The 15,673-nt window shown below is 57.8% G+C and carries 11 protein-coding genes; 3 read left to right on the forward strand and 8 right to left on the reverse strand.

What is annotated here, in order from left to right; genetic code table 11:
• Position 1: 1 nt before the first annotated feature.
• From ACFWYE_RS16050 to ACFWYE_RS16060, 3 genes are all read right to left on the reverse strand, one after another.
• The gene (locus ACFWYE_RS16050; protein WP_379112661.1) at positions 2-1,177 is read right to left on the reverse strand and encodes an abortive infection family protein; all 1,176 of its coding nucleotides are present in this window, start codon (positions 1,175-1,177) and stop codon (positions 2-4) included.
• Positions 1,178-2,288: 1,111 nt separating this feature from the next.
• Positions 2,289-4,397 carry a peptidase domain-containing ABC transporter gene (locus tag ACFWYE_RS16055; protein WP_379112664.1) on the reverse strand — a complete coding sequence of 703 codons (2,109 nt, stop codon included), beginning with the start codon at positions 4,395-4,397 and terminating at the stop codon, positions 2,289-2,291.
• Positions 4,394-5,689: an HlyD family secretion protein gene (locus ACFWYE_RS16060; protein ID WP_379112667.1), complete on the reverse strand. Its 1,296-nt coding sequence runs from the start codon at positions 5,687-5,689 to the stop codon at positions 4,394-4,396. Before ACFWYE_RS16060 ends, ACFWYE_RS16055 begins: the two co-directional genes overlap by 4 nt.
• A gap of 264 nt (positions 5,690-5,953) precedes the next feature.
• Here ACFWYE_RS16060 and ACFWYE_RS16065 point away from each other — a divergent pair, with 264 nt between their 5' ends.
• Complete coding sequence (locus ACFWYE_RS16065; protein WP_379112670.1) at positions 5,954-6,163, forward strand: hypothetical protein; 210 nt, start codon at positions 5,954-5,956, stop codon at positions 6,161-6,163.
• Between the two features lie 193 nt (positions 6,164-6,356).
• Here ACFWYE_RS16065 and ACFWYE_RS16070 read toward each other — a convergent pair whose 3' ends face one another.
• Positions 6,357-7,469: a hypothetical protein gene (locus ACFWYE_RS16070; RefSeq protein WP_379112672.1), complete on the reverse strand. Its 1,113-nt coding sequence runs from the start codon at positions 7,467-7,469 to the stop codon at positions 6,357-6,359.
• A gap of 592 nt (positions 7,470-8,061) precedes the next feature.
• Between ACFWYE_RS16070 and ACFWYE_RS16075 the strand changes: the two genes are divergently transcribed.
• Both ACFWYE_RS16075 and ACFWYE_RS16080 read left to right on the forward strand, forming a co-directional pair.
• Positions 8,062-8,397 (forward strand): hypothetical protein, encoded by a 336-nt coding sequence (locus ACFWYE_RS16075; RefSeq protein ID WP_379112674.1) that lies wholly within the window; start codon positions 8,062-8,064, stop codon positions 8,395-8,397.
• Between the two features lie 126 nt (positions 8,398-8,523).
• Positions 8,524-8,838: a hypothetical protein gene (locus tag ACFWYE_RS16080; protein WP_379112677.1), complete on the forward strand. Its 315-nt coding sequence runs from the start codon at positions 8,524-8,526 to the stop codon at positions 8,836-8,838.
• A 537-nt stretch (positions 8,839-9,375) separates the two neighbouring features.
• Here the strand turns inward: ACFWYE_RS16080 and ACFWYE_RS16085 are convergent.
• From ACFWYE_RS16085 to ACFWYE_RS16100, 4 genes are all read right to left on the reverse strand, one after another.
• Positions 9,376-10,032, reverse strand: a complete 657-nt coding sequence (locus tag ACFWYE_RS16085) for a class I SAM-dependent methyltransferase (RefSeq protein WP_379061462.1) — start codon at positions 10,030-10,032, stop codon at positions 9,376-9,378.
• 154 nt (positions 10,033-10,186) lie between these two features.
• A complete protein-coding gene (locus tag ACFWYE_RS16090; protein WP_379112680.1) occupies positions 10,187-11,161 on the reverse strand; it encodes an NAD-dependent epimerase/dehydratase family protein in 975 nt (324 codons plus the stop codon).
• Positions 11,162-11,371: 210 nt separating this feature from the next.
• Positions 11,372-14,833: a chromosome segregation protein SMC gene (gene smc / locus ACFWYE_RS16095; protein ID WP_379112682.1), complete on the reverse strand. Its 3,462-nt coding sequence runs from the start codon at positions 14,831-14,833 to the stop codon at positions 11,372-11,374.
• A gap of 60 nt (positions 14,834-14,893) precedes the next feature.
• Positions 14,894-15,628, reverse strand: a complete 735-nt coding sequence (locus ACFWYE_RS16100) for a DsbA family protein (RefSeq protein WP_379061468.1) — start codon at positions 15,626-15,628, stop codon at positions 14,894-14,896.
• Positions 15,629-15,673: the final 45 nt, after the last annotated feature.

Here is a 15,673-nt window from a genome sequence, read left to right on the forward strand (position 1 = left end):
TCTAGCTGCCCTTCTTCGCCGCCCAAGTCGATACAAGAAACGTCGCCATTGTCCCCGACAGATTGACGGCCAGCTGTGCATGACGGGCGGCAGGTTTTACTTTTTTGGGACCGGGGCTGTGGGCGTCGCCGATCTTGTTCCGCAGTGATCCCAAGGACTCGACCACCGACTGGCAGCTTCCAAGAATCTTCTTGAAAACGGGTTCGGTATGATTGTCAGGAGCAAGGTTCAGGATCGTCGCCAATTTTCGGTACAAGCCTGGGAGGTCGTCCTTTTCCTCAAACGCATCCCCAGCCTCGGTAATGATCCATTTGCATACATCCTCAAGTAACGTCCTGGCCAACGTGATCGCGCCTTCGGGGTCTGCATCTCGTCGGTCGAGCGCCTGGGCCCATCGCGCGTGCACGGTGTCAGGATCGAAGTCCGCAAGGGTCTGCGATATCGCATCGTCAGCCGGACTGCCGATAGCAGCAGGCTGCACCTCATAAACCGGGCTTCCCGATAGTCGCCGGGTGATGATCAGCCGGTAGCCATCGTGGTGCAGGTGTTCGTTGATCACCGCGGCGATATCGGATTGATAGACAGACGATTGGGTAAGCGGGCTTGTGACCTCTTCCAAGAATCGAAAGAATTGCTTTTGTGAAGATGTAAGGTAGCCGACCGCCTCCAACGTTTCTCGGTTGTTCCAGTTGTTGTTTCGACCGATCGCATTGAAGAGGTCATCATCCAGCGTCTGTTCCGACGGAGCATCCGCGAAGACCGAAGGCATCCGATGCGTAGGCCAAACGCGGCGAATGAAGGCCAGATCTTCAAACTCGGTGCTGTACGGTCGTTTGTCGAAAAGAGCCATGATCCGACGTCGGGTAAGTTCGGAAACCGCTGCCTGGCCAATTTCTTGAATTTTGGCCAAGGCCTCCGCTAGATCGTAGGAGTCGACCTCCTCAACCAAGCGCTGAGCGATAGGGATCATTTCGGACGCAGACTTCTCTAGCAGACGTCGTTCCGCATACTTGAATTTGCTTTTGAAGGACTCATCGCGATCTCCATCCCGCAGCCCGAGACGGCTGCACAACGATGGCACCTCGTTGGCGCTGAAACCGGAGATCGCGAACGCCAGTGCGGTTCTAAGCTGTTTGACCGCCGTCGTCGGATACTGCTGTGCTGCCTGCTGTTTCAACCCGCGGCCCTCCCCCTTTCAATTTACACGCGAATTCAGTGGCGGTGCCAGTCAAACGAACCTTTATCTGGACTCGCATGATCTCCATTTGTTCGTGACCATTTCCACGATTGAGCAACCGGCCGCTTCCTGCATCTGCTCCAGACGAGGATTGCCCGGTGGCGAACATGCGGAGCACTATCAGAAAAACGCGGGCAGAGTCCGCTCGACGCTAATGTTCGGTGTCCTGTAGGAACAGGCTAAAACAAAAACAGAAAAGACCCGCGCGCCAACGGCGCGAGGCCCGCCGCCTGAGGCGGAACCCAAAACATGGCCGAATCAGCAATCTCCGCAAGGGATCTAAATTTTTCGTTGGCACGCTCGCCTCTCACTGAACTCGAAGAGCGCGCGCCGGTCGTCGCAACGTGCGAAAAGTATCGTCTTTTCAAAGCACTGACAAGAAAGCGCACCGTGCACCCAAATGATGCACGGTGCGGAACGCGCCAAGAACCTGAATAAAAACAACCAACCGACCGGCGCGCACGTTGCGGCCTTTTATCCTGCCATCATAATCGGTTGTACTTTTCGTTATTTGATCGACATCGTCATTTCTTTTATATTTTGCGATAATTCACGAATCTATACGATATGTCACGCTTCCGCTCTCCAGCTTTGAATTCCGATGCGCCGTGCAGTCTTCCGCGCTCTGCGATGGGGTAGCAGCGCTGCTTATTTGCAGCGTTCGAACCGTCGCGGCGCACTCTTCCATCGGAGTGACAGAGCAGCGTCACAGGCAATCGAGCGCGGTCCGGCCGTCTTGCGATCGGCGCGGCCGCAGGCATGATAACGTGCGTTCCGTCGTTCCTGGTCTGCATCAGCCTCATCCGCCGCAGCGGACCTCCTTGTCTCAGATGGTGTCCGTCAGCGTGCGGACGCCATGCGTTTCAATTGCGCTCGAACCGTTCATCGATGCGCTCCCAGAAGCTTGCGGGCCTTGCCATGCGCGCGCGGGCGGTGGCTGTTCAGTCTGCCGCCGGATCGCCGACATAGAACGTGCCATCCGACCCTTTCCAACATCGACCATCACTGCCACAAAATGCTACATTGATACGAATGAGGCACCTGCGAGACCTCAAGGGTCACGGACCTGACCATCCTCAATTGCGATAACTCTGCCGGCCATGGCGATAGTCGATGGCCGGTGCGCCACGATCACGCGACTGATGCGGAGATCCGCGAGCGCTCGGTTGACGAGAAACTCGTTGGTCTCGTCGAGATGGCTTGTTGCTTCGTCCAGGAACAAGATACGTGGTTTGCGGTAGAGGGCGCGCGCAAGAAACAAGCGCTGCTTTTGCCCCCCCGAAAGCGCGCTGCCCATATCGCCGACCAGCGATTCATAGCCCATGGGCATCATGTGGATTTCGCCGTCGATCGCTGCCAGACGTGCGCACTCCTCGATCCAAGCAGGGTCCGAATGAGGATCAAAGGCAGATATGTTTTCAGACAGTGTACCTGCAAACAGCTGGTCGTCCTGAAGAACACAGCCCGTGATCTTCCGATAATTGGAGAGTCCAACATCACGGATGTCGTTGCCGTCCAGGCAGATTCGCCCTTGCGTAGGATGAATCAACCCCGAAAGGATCTTCAGCAATGTGCTCTTTCCGCAGCCAGAGGGGCCGGTAATGGCGACGCTTTCGCCCGCTGCAATCGTCAGATTGATCCCCTCCAACACATCCGGTTCGCCGTCGCCATAGCGGAAACGGATCCCCTGCGCCTCAAGGTGGCCTGCCACAATACCGGTCGAAGTTCCAATCCGTGAGACGCCTTTGTGCGCTTCGGGCTGGGCCAGTGCGATATCACTTAGCCGTTCCTCTTGCAGGGACAGCATCTGCAGCTTGAAAATCATGTTGATCAGTTCGGTGACACGACTGGTGAACTGCTCCTGATAGGACGAGAACGCCATGAGCATGCCAACGGTCAAACGACCCTCGATCACTGCACGGCTGCCGATCCAGAGCACGAGAACCCGCGCGAAGCCGAACAGCAACCCATTGATCCCAGCGAAAGCGATATCGAGCTTGTCTGTCTTGAGATCGGCATTAACGGCGTCGACCAACGTGTTGAGCCATACGCTTTGGCGTCGTTCTTCGAGGCCAAGAGCCTTGACGCTGCTTGCGCCGCGAATGGACTCCATGAAGTGGGTATTTTCTCTCGCGCGATAGACGAGCTCCGCTTCCGATGCCGCGCGGTAAGGCCGATGGAACAGAATTCGAACCAGCACGTAGAGCAGCGTCGAGGCCAGGGACATTGCAGCCAGGGGCGGGCTGTAGAGAAACATCATGAACAGCATGCCGGCAACCATCACGCTGTCCATAGTGGAACTAACAAGATCCGTGGTTAGCGTATCCTGGATGGTCCTGATCGAACCGAAGCGCGACACCACATCGCCGACATGGCGCTTTTCGAACCACGACAGCGGCAGGCGTATCAGATGAGAAAACAGGCCAATATCCCATTGGACGGCAAGCCGGGTCATAAGCACCATTGTCGCCCATGAGCGGACAAAACCAATTACCGTCTGCAGCAGGACCAGCAGCGCCAGGCCGATCGTGACCACCGTGACGAGATCGAGATCAGCGCTCACAATAGCTTGGTCGATGACCAGTTGAAGGCCAAGCGGCGAGAGAATGGCGAAGACCTCAAGACAAAGAGCAAGCAGGAATATCTGTCCCAAAGCGCGCTTGAGACCAACGACACCTCTGAACAAGCTCAACAGTTGAAATCGGTTTTGCTCTACCCTCGGCGAGAAGGATGGAGCCGGCCAAACTTCAAGAGCGACACCGGTAAAGCTTTGATCAAGTTCCTTTCGGGAGACATGACGGCGCCCGCGGGCGGGGTCGTGGATGACCGCCCCGTTGGCAGTGACCTTGTCCAGGACGACGAAGTGGCTGAAGTCCCAATGGAGGACGCAGGGCGTTTTTAACTCTCGCAGGTCATCAAGTGCCACTTGGACCGCGCGGGTCGACAACAGGAGCTTGTTGGCGAGCTCGGCAATATTGAATAGCGTCATGCCCTTCAGGGAGGCGCTGAATTTATGGCGCATGCTGCTGATATCGATGTGATGGCCGTGATGGGATGCGATCATTGCCAAGCTGGCGAGGCCGCATTCAGCTGCTTCCGTTTGCAGTATCAATGGCAAGCGTGATCTGAAGCCGAAAAAGAGATTTTCCAGATAGGTCACTTGATGTCGCCCTCGCTGGAAAGCGTGCCTCGCAGGCTGTAAAGTGGCTCAAGCAACCACTGATAAACCGGCCTCCTGTCCAGAAACACGTCGGCTTCCACGGCCATGCCTGGCCGGATAGGCTCCTTCTTGCCGTAAGCAGCGACATAATTTTGTTCCGGCCGGACGAGAACTCGATACAGGCCAGCGGACGGATCGTTCGTAGGGGAGGGTCCCCTTTCGGGCAGGGTAATCATGTCTATATCGCCCGGCCTCAAACTGACCCGGGAGAAACTTGTGACAATTCCCGGATGGAGGCCGAACTTCTGGTAAGGAAAGGCTGCATAGCGCAGCATGACTTTGGCGTTCTCATGCATGAAGCCGATGGTGCTACTCGACCCAAACAGATGAACTTCCAGTTGGGATTGGCTTGGCAGGATCGACAACAACGGCGTCCCGGCGGCAACGAATTGTCCCGACTGGACCAGGATGGCTGCAACATTCCCGGTTCTTGGCGTGGTAACATCTATCTGTCTGCGGGCTTCACTCTCGACGAGATCGCGCTCGATGGTGCTGATTTGTCTGCGCAACTGGCTGATGACTGAGGCTGCCTTCGAATCGAAACCTGCAAGCTTTGTGCGCACCTCTGCCAATCTTTGCTCTAGGCGAATGGCTTCACGGTGCAAATTCTCCAACTCCTGCTCTTTTTGGATGCGGCTTTCCATGCGAGCGAAAGCCTCCCGCTGCAGGACAACGTGGCGACGAACCAGTTCGTCATATTTATCCGAGATGATGCTCAACAGAGCTGCGTGGCTGGCCGTGAGTTTTGTCTGAACCTGCACCTGATCCATTTCTCGGAGCAGACCCTGTTCTTCTCTCGTCAGTCCGGCTTTCTCAATCCGATCGAGATCCTGCTGGCGCACGATCTCGGCGGCCAACTCGCTTAGCTGCTTGCGCAGCAGGAGCGCGGCCGTCGCCTGAGTATCTCCCAGCGACGTCGTGCTATCGGAGGTGATGGTGTAGAGGGATTGTCCTTGGCGAACCTCGCTGCCATCGACAACGTTCAACGAGGTCACGCGGCCTGCGTTGGGCGCAAAAACCCTCACAATCCCTGCACTTGGGGTGACAACGCCGGTCAGGCGTACGCGGCGCGTATACTCACCAAAGATCAGATAGCTGGTGATCGCCAGAACGATGGCAACCCCCAACGCGACCGCGACCGAAACGCCGAGTGGACGCAGTAACACCACATGACCAAACAAGGTGTCTTTTTGGGCAGCAATGGCTTCCGAACGAAAAAGAGGTTCATTCAAGCTTGCCCCCAAAATTCGAAGTCGATTGTTAGTTTTCGAAGTGATTTTGCATTAATTCATTGAAATTTTGGAGGCAACGCGCATCAATTTGTGAATTTATTGTGGAGATTTTGTATAGTTATTGTGGAGATACAATATTTTTTATATGATATTGACCAGTAATATGAAAGACGTAAGATTTATACGCTAGTTGTCTTCTTCCTGTAGAATTTTGATGGCGATGGCGCAGATATTATTCAGTATTCAAAGCAAATGAGGACCAATATGCGTGAACTTTCGGTCGAAGAAATGAAGCTTGTGGCAGGCGGCGGACGCGGCGGGAGTGGCGGTCGCGGGCGCGGCGGCGGCAATGGACACGGGCGCGACAAGAAGGGTGACAGGCCGACCAAGCGGGATGCCGACTGGTCGCACAACAAACCAGGTGTGCCTGGATCTGATAGTCCGCGTTGGGGTGGTGGTCGCTCCGGGCGGTAGCGGATCGAATGTTGATCGTCCCCACCTAGCTTAGGGCTAGTAAGCTCCGTCGCGTGTATCTTTGCACGTGACGGACTTGCTATTTGGCAGGCACCGCGGCTGACCTATTAGGCAGATGAATCCGGCGTTCCGCGGGCCATTCTGGGAAATTCGCCGAGGCTTTGCGGTCGGAAACTGCAAGGGACAGCAGATACTACCAGCATCTGGAATCGAACAACTCAGCCGGGCCCTTTCGGTATTCAGAGTAGGCCTGCAGGTATAGCTTCGCGTAAGTGAACCAGTTCGATTTCAACAGCTGCCACCGGAAATCTTCAGCGTCGACTGATCCCAGATGCAACAGGTAAATCGTATCCAGAAGGCATAGCCCGCGCGCTGCATGTTTGTTGGCGATATCTATATTTTCACTGTCGGACAGCGGTTTGACGATATTGGCGACATCGTCATAGTCATCCAGCAAGGTCTTCAGCCTGAATGGTCCGTTGAGGTCATTTTGCTGAATAAGTCCTTGAAATATTTCCTGGGTGATAGTGTCATTCGTGTGTTCACGGAATTTTGCCTCCACAACGGTCGAGTCGTTCCTGGTAGAAACAAAAAATACTCCCTTGGTCGGGCTGGCGTTGTTTAGCTTGTAACTTACGTCTCCTTCGATAACAGCCATTGCCGGGACTGCATTGGGGTGTGAAGCCCGAATTTTATCACTTTCTTCCACGAGTTCGTTGTAAGGTATTCTATTGTATTCGGCGTTGAACAAAAAGCCGGTTCCAAAAACCATGTTCGTCGGACCCAGTCTAAATCTCTCCCAAAGGAGATCATCCCGTTTGCTGCCATAGAGCTTTGAAATCGCGCCGTGCAGCTTGTCGGTGAAGTCAGCTATGTAGCTGGGCCGAAAAGCATATCGATCCTTTTTGTAGCCAACATAGACATAGTAATCGTCGCGGAAGTCGAAATCTGGATTGACGTTTCGAAACGTTACGGTCGAACCCATAAGCCTTGTCATCACACTGAATGCTGACTTCACTCTGGTGAGGTACGCAGGGTCGATTTCGGAATCGATTGCAACCGTCAGCGCGCGGCGCACCGCGAATGGAAAGCTGTGTTCGCGGCTGGGCAGGAAATTCACGCGAATGGGGGTGTTCGAGTACATCGCCTCGACAAAACCGAGATAAAGCGTTCGCGCGGCATCGATGCGCCGGAAGACACCATAGGCTGGCACAGCAGCTAAAGCGCAGACGAGCGCGATGGCTGCTATGACGGCCAGATAGGTGCGGTTTCTAATCCGACGTTGCGTGAGGTATTGGCGCGTCATGATGCATTACCGATGGCAGCTTTGGTATCGTTGGATGCCGGCTCTTGTTGGATTGAGGAGTTCAAACCGCCTCCAGCAACCCTCTGTACGCGCTGGCATGCTGCTGCCTGTCCCCGCCGCACGAAAAAACTTCACTTCCTCAGTCGATTTCTAGGGGGCGGGTTCCAGAATATGTCGAAGATAAAGAGACTATTTTTCCTACGGTTGTCTCGTCAATATGCTGGCTATGATCTGCATGGATCCTGCACATAACCTGAAGTAATTCTTCACAAAACAGACGGTGCACCGTTCTTGTGGTCCGACGCGCGACTACACGAGCCCGTGCCGGCTCGGCCAGCTGGCCATGCGTATCCGTGTCTCCCGTCACCGGCACCCCAAAAGAGAATGGTGCCATCGCCATTCCACGGAAGCTCAACCATTCCTCCACTTGATATTCACGGTAGGCCAACAAATGCATGCGTTGAAGGCTGGCGGGGCTTTTCGAGCCAGCATCAGAGCTGCCTCGCGATCAGGGCTGCGCGCTTCGTAAGGCCGGCGTCGCTCGATGCTGACCAGATAAGCGTTCGCTGTCTCGGTCGAGGACCCTACCGGCATGAAAAAGTGCATTGTGCCAATCGCATTTGCGGCCATGTTGATGGGGTGCAGCGGTGGCTCTTCGCTCGAGGGCAATTGGCGACATGAGCGAGGGGGCGTCCTAAGCTTTTGGAGCGACGGCAGGCTGACACTGACCGACACGAACGGCCGTACCTATTCCGGTAAGTGGAAAGACAATTGGAAGAACCGATACTCGAGTGAGGTCGAGCTGACGCTCGATGGCATGCCCGACAGCAGCCTGGAGAAGTGCAACTACCAGATCACCGTCGAAGGCGGAGTTAGCACTCTTTGGGTAGAAGGCTGCATCCTTACCGGCATTCTCAAGAAGCAATGATCTGCAGAATTCACATCACGGAGAACCTTAGGCGAGCCCGGCGACCGCATGATCATGTATGGTCAGCCGTTGCCCATGCCACCCTTTCAGGCTTCTTCCGCATCGGAATATCGAGTGGAGCCGAGAATGACCAATTCAGGAAAGACGGTGTTAGCGCTCGACCTCATTGAGGCTGGATTTGCCGCTGTCCTCGTGGCTGCTCTTCTCGCCATCTTTGCTGTATTTTTTGCGCACGCTGGGTTTGCGACCGGGTTGAAGGACTTGTTTCGCAATCTGCGAGGCGATGTAACTGTCATGGCAGGCATTGCCGGGCTCCTTTTGATAGGCCTCAACTTGGGCATTGTATTGTTCGTGTGCATGGCGCTGGCTACCAAGTCATGGCTGCATAGAATTGCTGGACGACACATTGCCCATCTTCTCGGGCGACTCCAGCGTTCATAGTTCCGGCACTACATCGGCGGCTCTGCCGCTTCCCAAACAGCAGAGCAAAAAATGCCGCCCGTGATTTCGGTGCAATATCTAGATCGTTTGCGAAACCCGCACCTATGAAGGACTGGTCTAGTTATCCTGCCTGTGAGCTTCTGATCCATCTAACGCGAACGGCCCTGCAATGTCTTTCCGGCGTCAGCGACGAATGCGATGCTGCCAACCCAGCAGGCACGCATCGTCGCTACCAGCGCCGAGATGCGGCGCATAACCTTTCAGCGCTTAGAACTATAAGGGGGCCTCCGGCTGAAGTTCACGATCGGGAGTCACCGGCAATCAGAGATCGATGTCTTCTCAAATCTTTCCGAAAACCGTATCTAACGTCCCAATTTGTCCAATAAGCCACGAAATTCGGGCTGAGACGTAACCCAGAAAGTTCGAAAAGCTTCCAGGAAGCCCAGCCACAGGCTTACCAACAGTTTATATCAGCGTAGTGCCGCAAGCGCATGGACCTGCCGTGTAGGACCAAGGCACTCCTACACTCGTCCGATCTCAGTATTGCGGGGATTTTGGAAACGCTTTTGCCCAGTCTTTCTTGATGAAATCGAGGCAGATCGACTCGTTTTCATCATATGTGAAGCTGGAGCCATGCTCTGTGTATCGCCGACTGATCAGCCGATAAGCCGGATTCCAGGTAAAAATCCTCGAGAAATCCATTTTGTGAGCAAATACACCGGTTCTGTGAGAGTACGCATTCTTGAAAACGTGCCTGGGGCTAAAGTCCAAAATAGCGACCAACCCACCATCGACCAGAACACGATCAGCCTCCGCGGCTATCTTAAAATAGTCCCTTGGATCAGTCAGATACAAACAAAACCCGAAGATAAGTGTATCGACGCTGGAATCGGGCAGGTCGATCCTGTCGGCAGTTCCGATCTCAAATGCAATTCCAGGATATGTCGCACGACCGTGGGCAACAGCCTTTGTTGATGGATCAAAGCCCCAGCATCTTGATCCGAATTTGTCGCGAAGAAGCGATAAACGTTCACCTTCTCCACATCCGATCTCGGCAATCAGTTTTGGTTGAACCTGCAAGCTCAGCATTTCACCTACGACGAGATCTGTTCCCTTGTGCCCAAGGGCCGCAAGGTTACGCTCAAACCAAGCGTCACCTTCTCCAGAGAGAAAAATCGATTTCTGCGAAGTCATCGTAACGCTCGCTTGAGAAGACGGGGCTGGCTTAGTCCTGCGAAGAAGCCACACAAAGCTCGTGTTGCCAAGCAATCGTGGCCGGCGATCCAAAGCTCTTTTTGGAGCAGTGTCAGGGCGATCGCAGCTGATTATCTTGCCCTGAGGTTGAGGCCTACCCGCACTGCTGCCATTCGGCGCGATACCATTCGACAAACTTGCGCAATCCATCTTCGGTGGAGGTGTTCGGCTTGAAGCCGATGGCACGATCTAGCGCCGTGACATCGGCAAAGGTGCGCTCGACGTCGCCGGGCTGCATCGGCTCGTATTGGCGCTTGGCCTCGATGCCTATCAAACGCTCCAGCGTGTCGATGAACTCACCCAGTCGCACCGGGTTGTTGTTGCCGATGTTGTAGAGCCGCGCCGGCGGCGACTCGCCGCTGGGCGGATTGTCCAGGATTTTCACCACCGCTTCGACGATGTCGTCGATATAGGTGAAGTCGCGCCACATCTCGCCCTGGTTGAAAACGCGGATCGGTTTGCCGGAAAGAATAGCCTTTGTGAAAAGCCAATATGCCATGTCCGGCCGCCCCCACGGTCCGTAGACCGTAAAGAAGCGCAGGCCCGTCAACGGGATGGAATAAAGGTGAGCATAGGTGTGGCTCATCAATTCATCGGCCTTTTTGGTGGCCGCGTAGAGCGAGACAGGTGTGTCGACCTTGTCGGTTTCTGAAAACGGTATCTTGCGGTTGCCGCCATACACCGAACTCGACGAGGCATAGACCAAGTGCTCGAAACCGGGTTGTGCCCGGCAAAACTCCAGCACTTCCAGGTGACCCGCAATGTTGGAGCGAATGTAGGCGCGCGGATTGTCGAGCGAATGGCGCACGCCGGCCTGGGCGGCGAGATGCACGACGCGTTTGATGCCACGACCTGAGAGCGAAGCCAGGGCATCCTCATCCGCAATATCGAGCTTGTGGAACGAGAAATCGTTGCGCGGGGAAAGCCGTTGCAGGCGCGCCTGCTTCAGCGCCGGATCGTAATAATCATTCAGATTGTCGACGCCAATGACCGCTTCCCCCCTGTCGAGCAGGCGATGGCAGATATGACTGCCGATGAAGCCGGCCGCGCCGGTGACGAGTATGGGCAAAGGCGTTCTCCGCGACCGCTGGCTGCGACCGGGCGAGCCGGTCGACGGTTGAGTGCTATCACCGAGATTGTCGAAAGTTCAACAGCACAGATGGCGAGGAAGCATCGTTAGAGCGTCGCGCATCCATTCCGACGCACAAAGGACGCTCCAACTCCTTGAATGTGCGCATCGTGCTTTCCGAAAATCGGTTCCGATTTTCGGACCGATGCGTCAGCTTGCTTCGCGCATCGCTTCGGCAGCCTGCAGGTCGACCGAAACCAGCTGGCTGACGCCTTGTTCGGCCATGGTGACGCCAAACAGCCGATCCATGCGTGCCATGGTGATGGGATTATGCGTGATGACGACGAAACGTGTCTCCGTCAACGCCGACATTTCGTCCATCAGGTTGCAGAAACGTTCGACGTTGTGATCGTCGAGCGGCGCATCGACCTCGTCCAGCACGCAGATCGGCGCCGGATTGGTGAGGAAGACTGCGAAGATCAGCGACATTGCCGTCAGCGCCTGCTCACCACCGGACAACAGTGTCATGGTCTGCGGCTTCTTGCCTGGCGGACGGGCAAGGATCTCGAGGCCGGCCTCGAGCGGATCTTCCGACTCGATCAGCTGCAGTTCGGCGGTGCCGCCACCGAACAGATGCGTGAACAGCCGCTGGAAATGGCCATTGACGAGTTCGAAGGCGGCAACCAGCCGCTCGCGACCTTCACGATTGAGGCTCTGGATGGCCTGGCGCAGCTTGCGGATTGCCTCGATGACGTCCTCACGTTCGGAAACGATGGTCTCCAGCCGCTCCGACAGCTCGCGCTGCTCTTCCTCGGCGCGCAGATTGACGGCACCCAGCCGCTCACGCTCGATCTTCAGCCGCTCCAGCTGACGCTCGATCTCGCCCATGTCGGGCATCGGGCTATCGGCCTCCAGCCCGGTGTGGCGAATGACCAGATGCGGCGGCGTGTTCAGCGCCTCCTGGATACGCGCCTCCACCTCCTGCCGACGCTCGTCGGCGGCGGTCAGCCGTTCCTCGGCACGCACGCGTGCTTCACGGGCTTCGGCGAGTGTGGTGATGGCCGCAGTCGCTGCCTTGTCGAGCTCGGCCTGGCGATTTTCGGCCTCCTGCAAGCGATCGGCGGCGTTCTTGCGCAACGCTTCGGCTGCGGACAGCTGCGACAGCAAGGCACGGCGGCGCTGGTCGAGCTCATCGGGCGCATCGGCCAGTTGCTCGCGTTCGGCCGCGGCTTCCGCTTTGCGCTCACCAAGCGAGGCGATCTGGGCGGAGGCATTCTCTGCCCGCGACAGCCAGTTGTTGCGCTCTCCCTGAATGGCTTCCAGGCGACGTGTACGCGCCTCCGCTTCGCGCTTCAGCCCCTCATGGACGGCACGCGCATCTGCGAGCGTCGCGCGATCGCGCGAGACATGGGCGGCCGCCTGTTCGAGCCGTGACTGCAGATCGGCAAGATCGGGAGCATCTTTCAACTGCTCTTCCGCCTCGACGTGGATGGCGGAGGCTTCTTCATGGGCCTCGACCACCCGGGCACGGGATTCGGTCAGGGCAGCCCGCCGCGTCGTGAACTCACCGGCAGCTCTTTCGGCTTGAACCAGCGCATTGTGCGCGGCGTCGAGTGCGTGCTGTGCTTCACGCCAGGTTTGGCGCGCCCCCTTTTCGGCCTCGACGGCGGTACGCAGCCCCGCTTCCGCCTTGGCAAGGGCCTCCTCGGCCGCGCGCACGACACGCGTGGCGGCAATCGCCTCAGCGTCGAGTTCGGCCAACCGGTTCTTCTGCGCCAGACGCTGCGCGGCAGGCGTCGGTGCATCGGCACTTGCCGTGAAACCGTCCCAGCGCCACAGCGCCCCTTCGCGGCTCACCAGCCGCTGGCCTGGCGCCAGCAACGCTTGCAGGCGCTTGCCGTCAGTTGCTTCAACGATGCCGATCTGCGCAAGGCGGCGGGCAAGCTGTCCGGGTGCCTTGACGACGCTGGCGAGGTTGCGAACGCCCTCGGGCAAGACCGGATCGCCGGCCTGCACCTCACCATCGCCCCAATGCACGGGAGCACTGCGGTCCAGCGGCACATCGAGATCTTCGCCAAGCGCTGCCCCAAGGGCGGTCTCGAAGCCGCGTTCGACGCTGATCTGCTCCAGCACGGCAGGAAAGAGGTCGCCACCGCCAACCGAATTCAGGATCTTGGCCAGTGTGCGTGCTTCCGTCTCGACACGAGCGAGCTCCGCCTTGGCCTCCTGCAGCGGACCGCGCGCAGCAGCCTCGGTACCACGGGCCTCGACCACCTGCTGTTCGCTTTCCATGGCCGCGGCCTCGGTGGCAGCAAGTGTTTCAGTCGCCTCCTCAACGAGCACCTTTTTCTCCGCCGGGTCGGCAAGAGCAGCAATGCGCTGGCCGATCTCGGCAAGCTCACGATCAGCATCGGCGAGCTGGCGCGCGAAGCGGTCACGCCGTTCAGCAGCTTCCCGCAATGTGCGCTCGATCTGGTTACGGCCGGCCGCAGCCTCCGCGCGTTCAGCGGTCAGCTTTGCCAGTTTTTCCTCACTGGCCGCCAGCGTGGCCGTCGCCTGCTCGAAAGCGGCACGGGTGTTGGCTTCCCGCTCTGCTGCGCCGGCATTTTCGGCATTCAGCGTGTTTTCTTCCGTCGCCAGCCGCTCCAGCACGGCAGCGTTGTCCCGCACCATACGCTCTTCGCGCTCGATGTCGGCGTCCAGCTGCTGCAGGCGCCGGTCGAGCTCGCTCTGGCGGGCACTGATGCGGCCGGCCTCCTCCTCGATCTGCGACTTGGCGATCGACAGGCGCTGGAAGGCGGCCGCGGCCTTGGCTTCCGCATCACGCAGATCCGGCAGGCGATGCGCGCTGATTGCCTGTTCCTTGGCAGCATTCATCTGCGAAGCGGCGCGGTCGCCGACCAGCGCGGTCGCGGTCGCCAGTGCGGAACGCGCTTCGCCTTCCTGCGCCTTGGCAAGGGTCCAGCGCAGATGCAGCAACGTGGCTTCCGCCTTGCGGATATCGGCCGAGAGGTTCTTGAACCGCGACGCCTGGCGTGCCTGACGCTTCAGGCTTTCGATCTGGCTTTCCAGTTCGCCGACGACGTCGTCCAGCCGCTCGAGATTCTGCTCGGCGCCCCTCAACCGCAATTCCGCTTCGTGGCGGCGGGTGTGCAGGCCTGAGATGCCGGCTGCTTCTTCCAGCAGCGCGCGGCGCGCCTGGGGTTTGGCCTGGATCAGCTCGCCGATACGCCCCTGTCCGACCATCGAAGGGGAACGGGCGCCGGTCGACTGGTCGGCGAAGAGAAGCTGCACGTCCTTGGCGCGCGCTTCCTTGCCATTGATGCGATAGACCGAACCCGCCTCACGCTCGATGCGGCGGGAAACCTGCAGCTCATCGGCGTCGTTGAAGGCGGACGGCGCGGTGCGATCGACATTATCGAGGAAAAGCGTGACTTCGGCCGTGTTGCGAGCCGGCCGCGTATTGGAGCCCGAAAAGATAACATCGTCCATGCCGGACGCGCGCATGTTCTTGTAGGAGCTTTCGCCCATCACCCAGCGGAGCGCTTCCACGAGGTTCGACTTGCCGCAGCCGTTCGGCCCGACGATGCCGGTGAGACCGCGTTCGATAACGAACTCACCGGGTTCGACGAAGGATTTGAAACCGAGCAGGCGCAGCCGCGAAAACTTCATTCGCGCAGCCCCGTACGGGCGCTCGCGCCGAGCCGCTGCCGCCCCGGCGCCGCCGGAACGTCAGAGCAGAGGGTCGATGATGGCCGACATTTCCTCAATCGACAACGCACCCTTGTAGGTTTGACCGTTGATGAAGAAGGTCGGCGTTGAGTCGACCTTGAATTCGTCCGCGCCGCGCTTCTGCACTGATCTGACTTGGTCCAGAAGTTTCTGGTCCGTCAAGCAGGCATTGAAGCTCTCCTGTGTAAAACCGGCCAGCTTGGACAATTGGAACATGGCATCCTTGACATTTTCGGCCACTGCCCAGTTCTGCTGCTGTTTGAAGAGCACGTCCACCATCGGGAAATAATTATCGCCGGCGCAGCGCGCCAGCATGAAGCCGGCCTCGGCGCGCGGATCGAACGGGAATTCGCGGAAGATCAGCCGTGCCTTGCCCGTGTCGATATACTTGGTCTTCAACTCCGGCAGCGTGGTCTCGTGGAAATGCGCGCAATGCGGGCAGGTCATGGAAGCGTATTCGACGATGGTGACCTTGGCATCGTCCTTGCCAAGCTGCCTTTCCGGCAGCACGCCTGGCTTCAGGAGTTCAGCCATGTCGACGGAGCCCGACGACTGCGGAGCGGCCGCTGCCGGCTTTGCTGCCGGCTTCATCGCGTCCGCCGGTTTGGCAGGCTCGGCCGGCTTGGCGGTTTCGGCTTCCGCCTCGCCTGCTTTGTTGCAGGCCGCGAGCGCCAGCGCGGCCGGTGCAACGGCCAGCGTGGTCAGAATGTGTCTGCGGGACAGAAGACGGTTCATCGAATCACCTGATCAGGATTGGGATTTTGCAATGGATAGCCAAGG

Origin of the sequence: Mesorhizobium sp. NPDC059025 (assembly GCF_042739655.1) — a bacterium.
Taxonomy (GTDB): domain Bacteria; phylum Pseudomonadota; class Alphaproteobacteria; order Rhizobiales; family Rhizobiaceae; genus Mesorhizobium.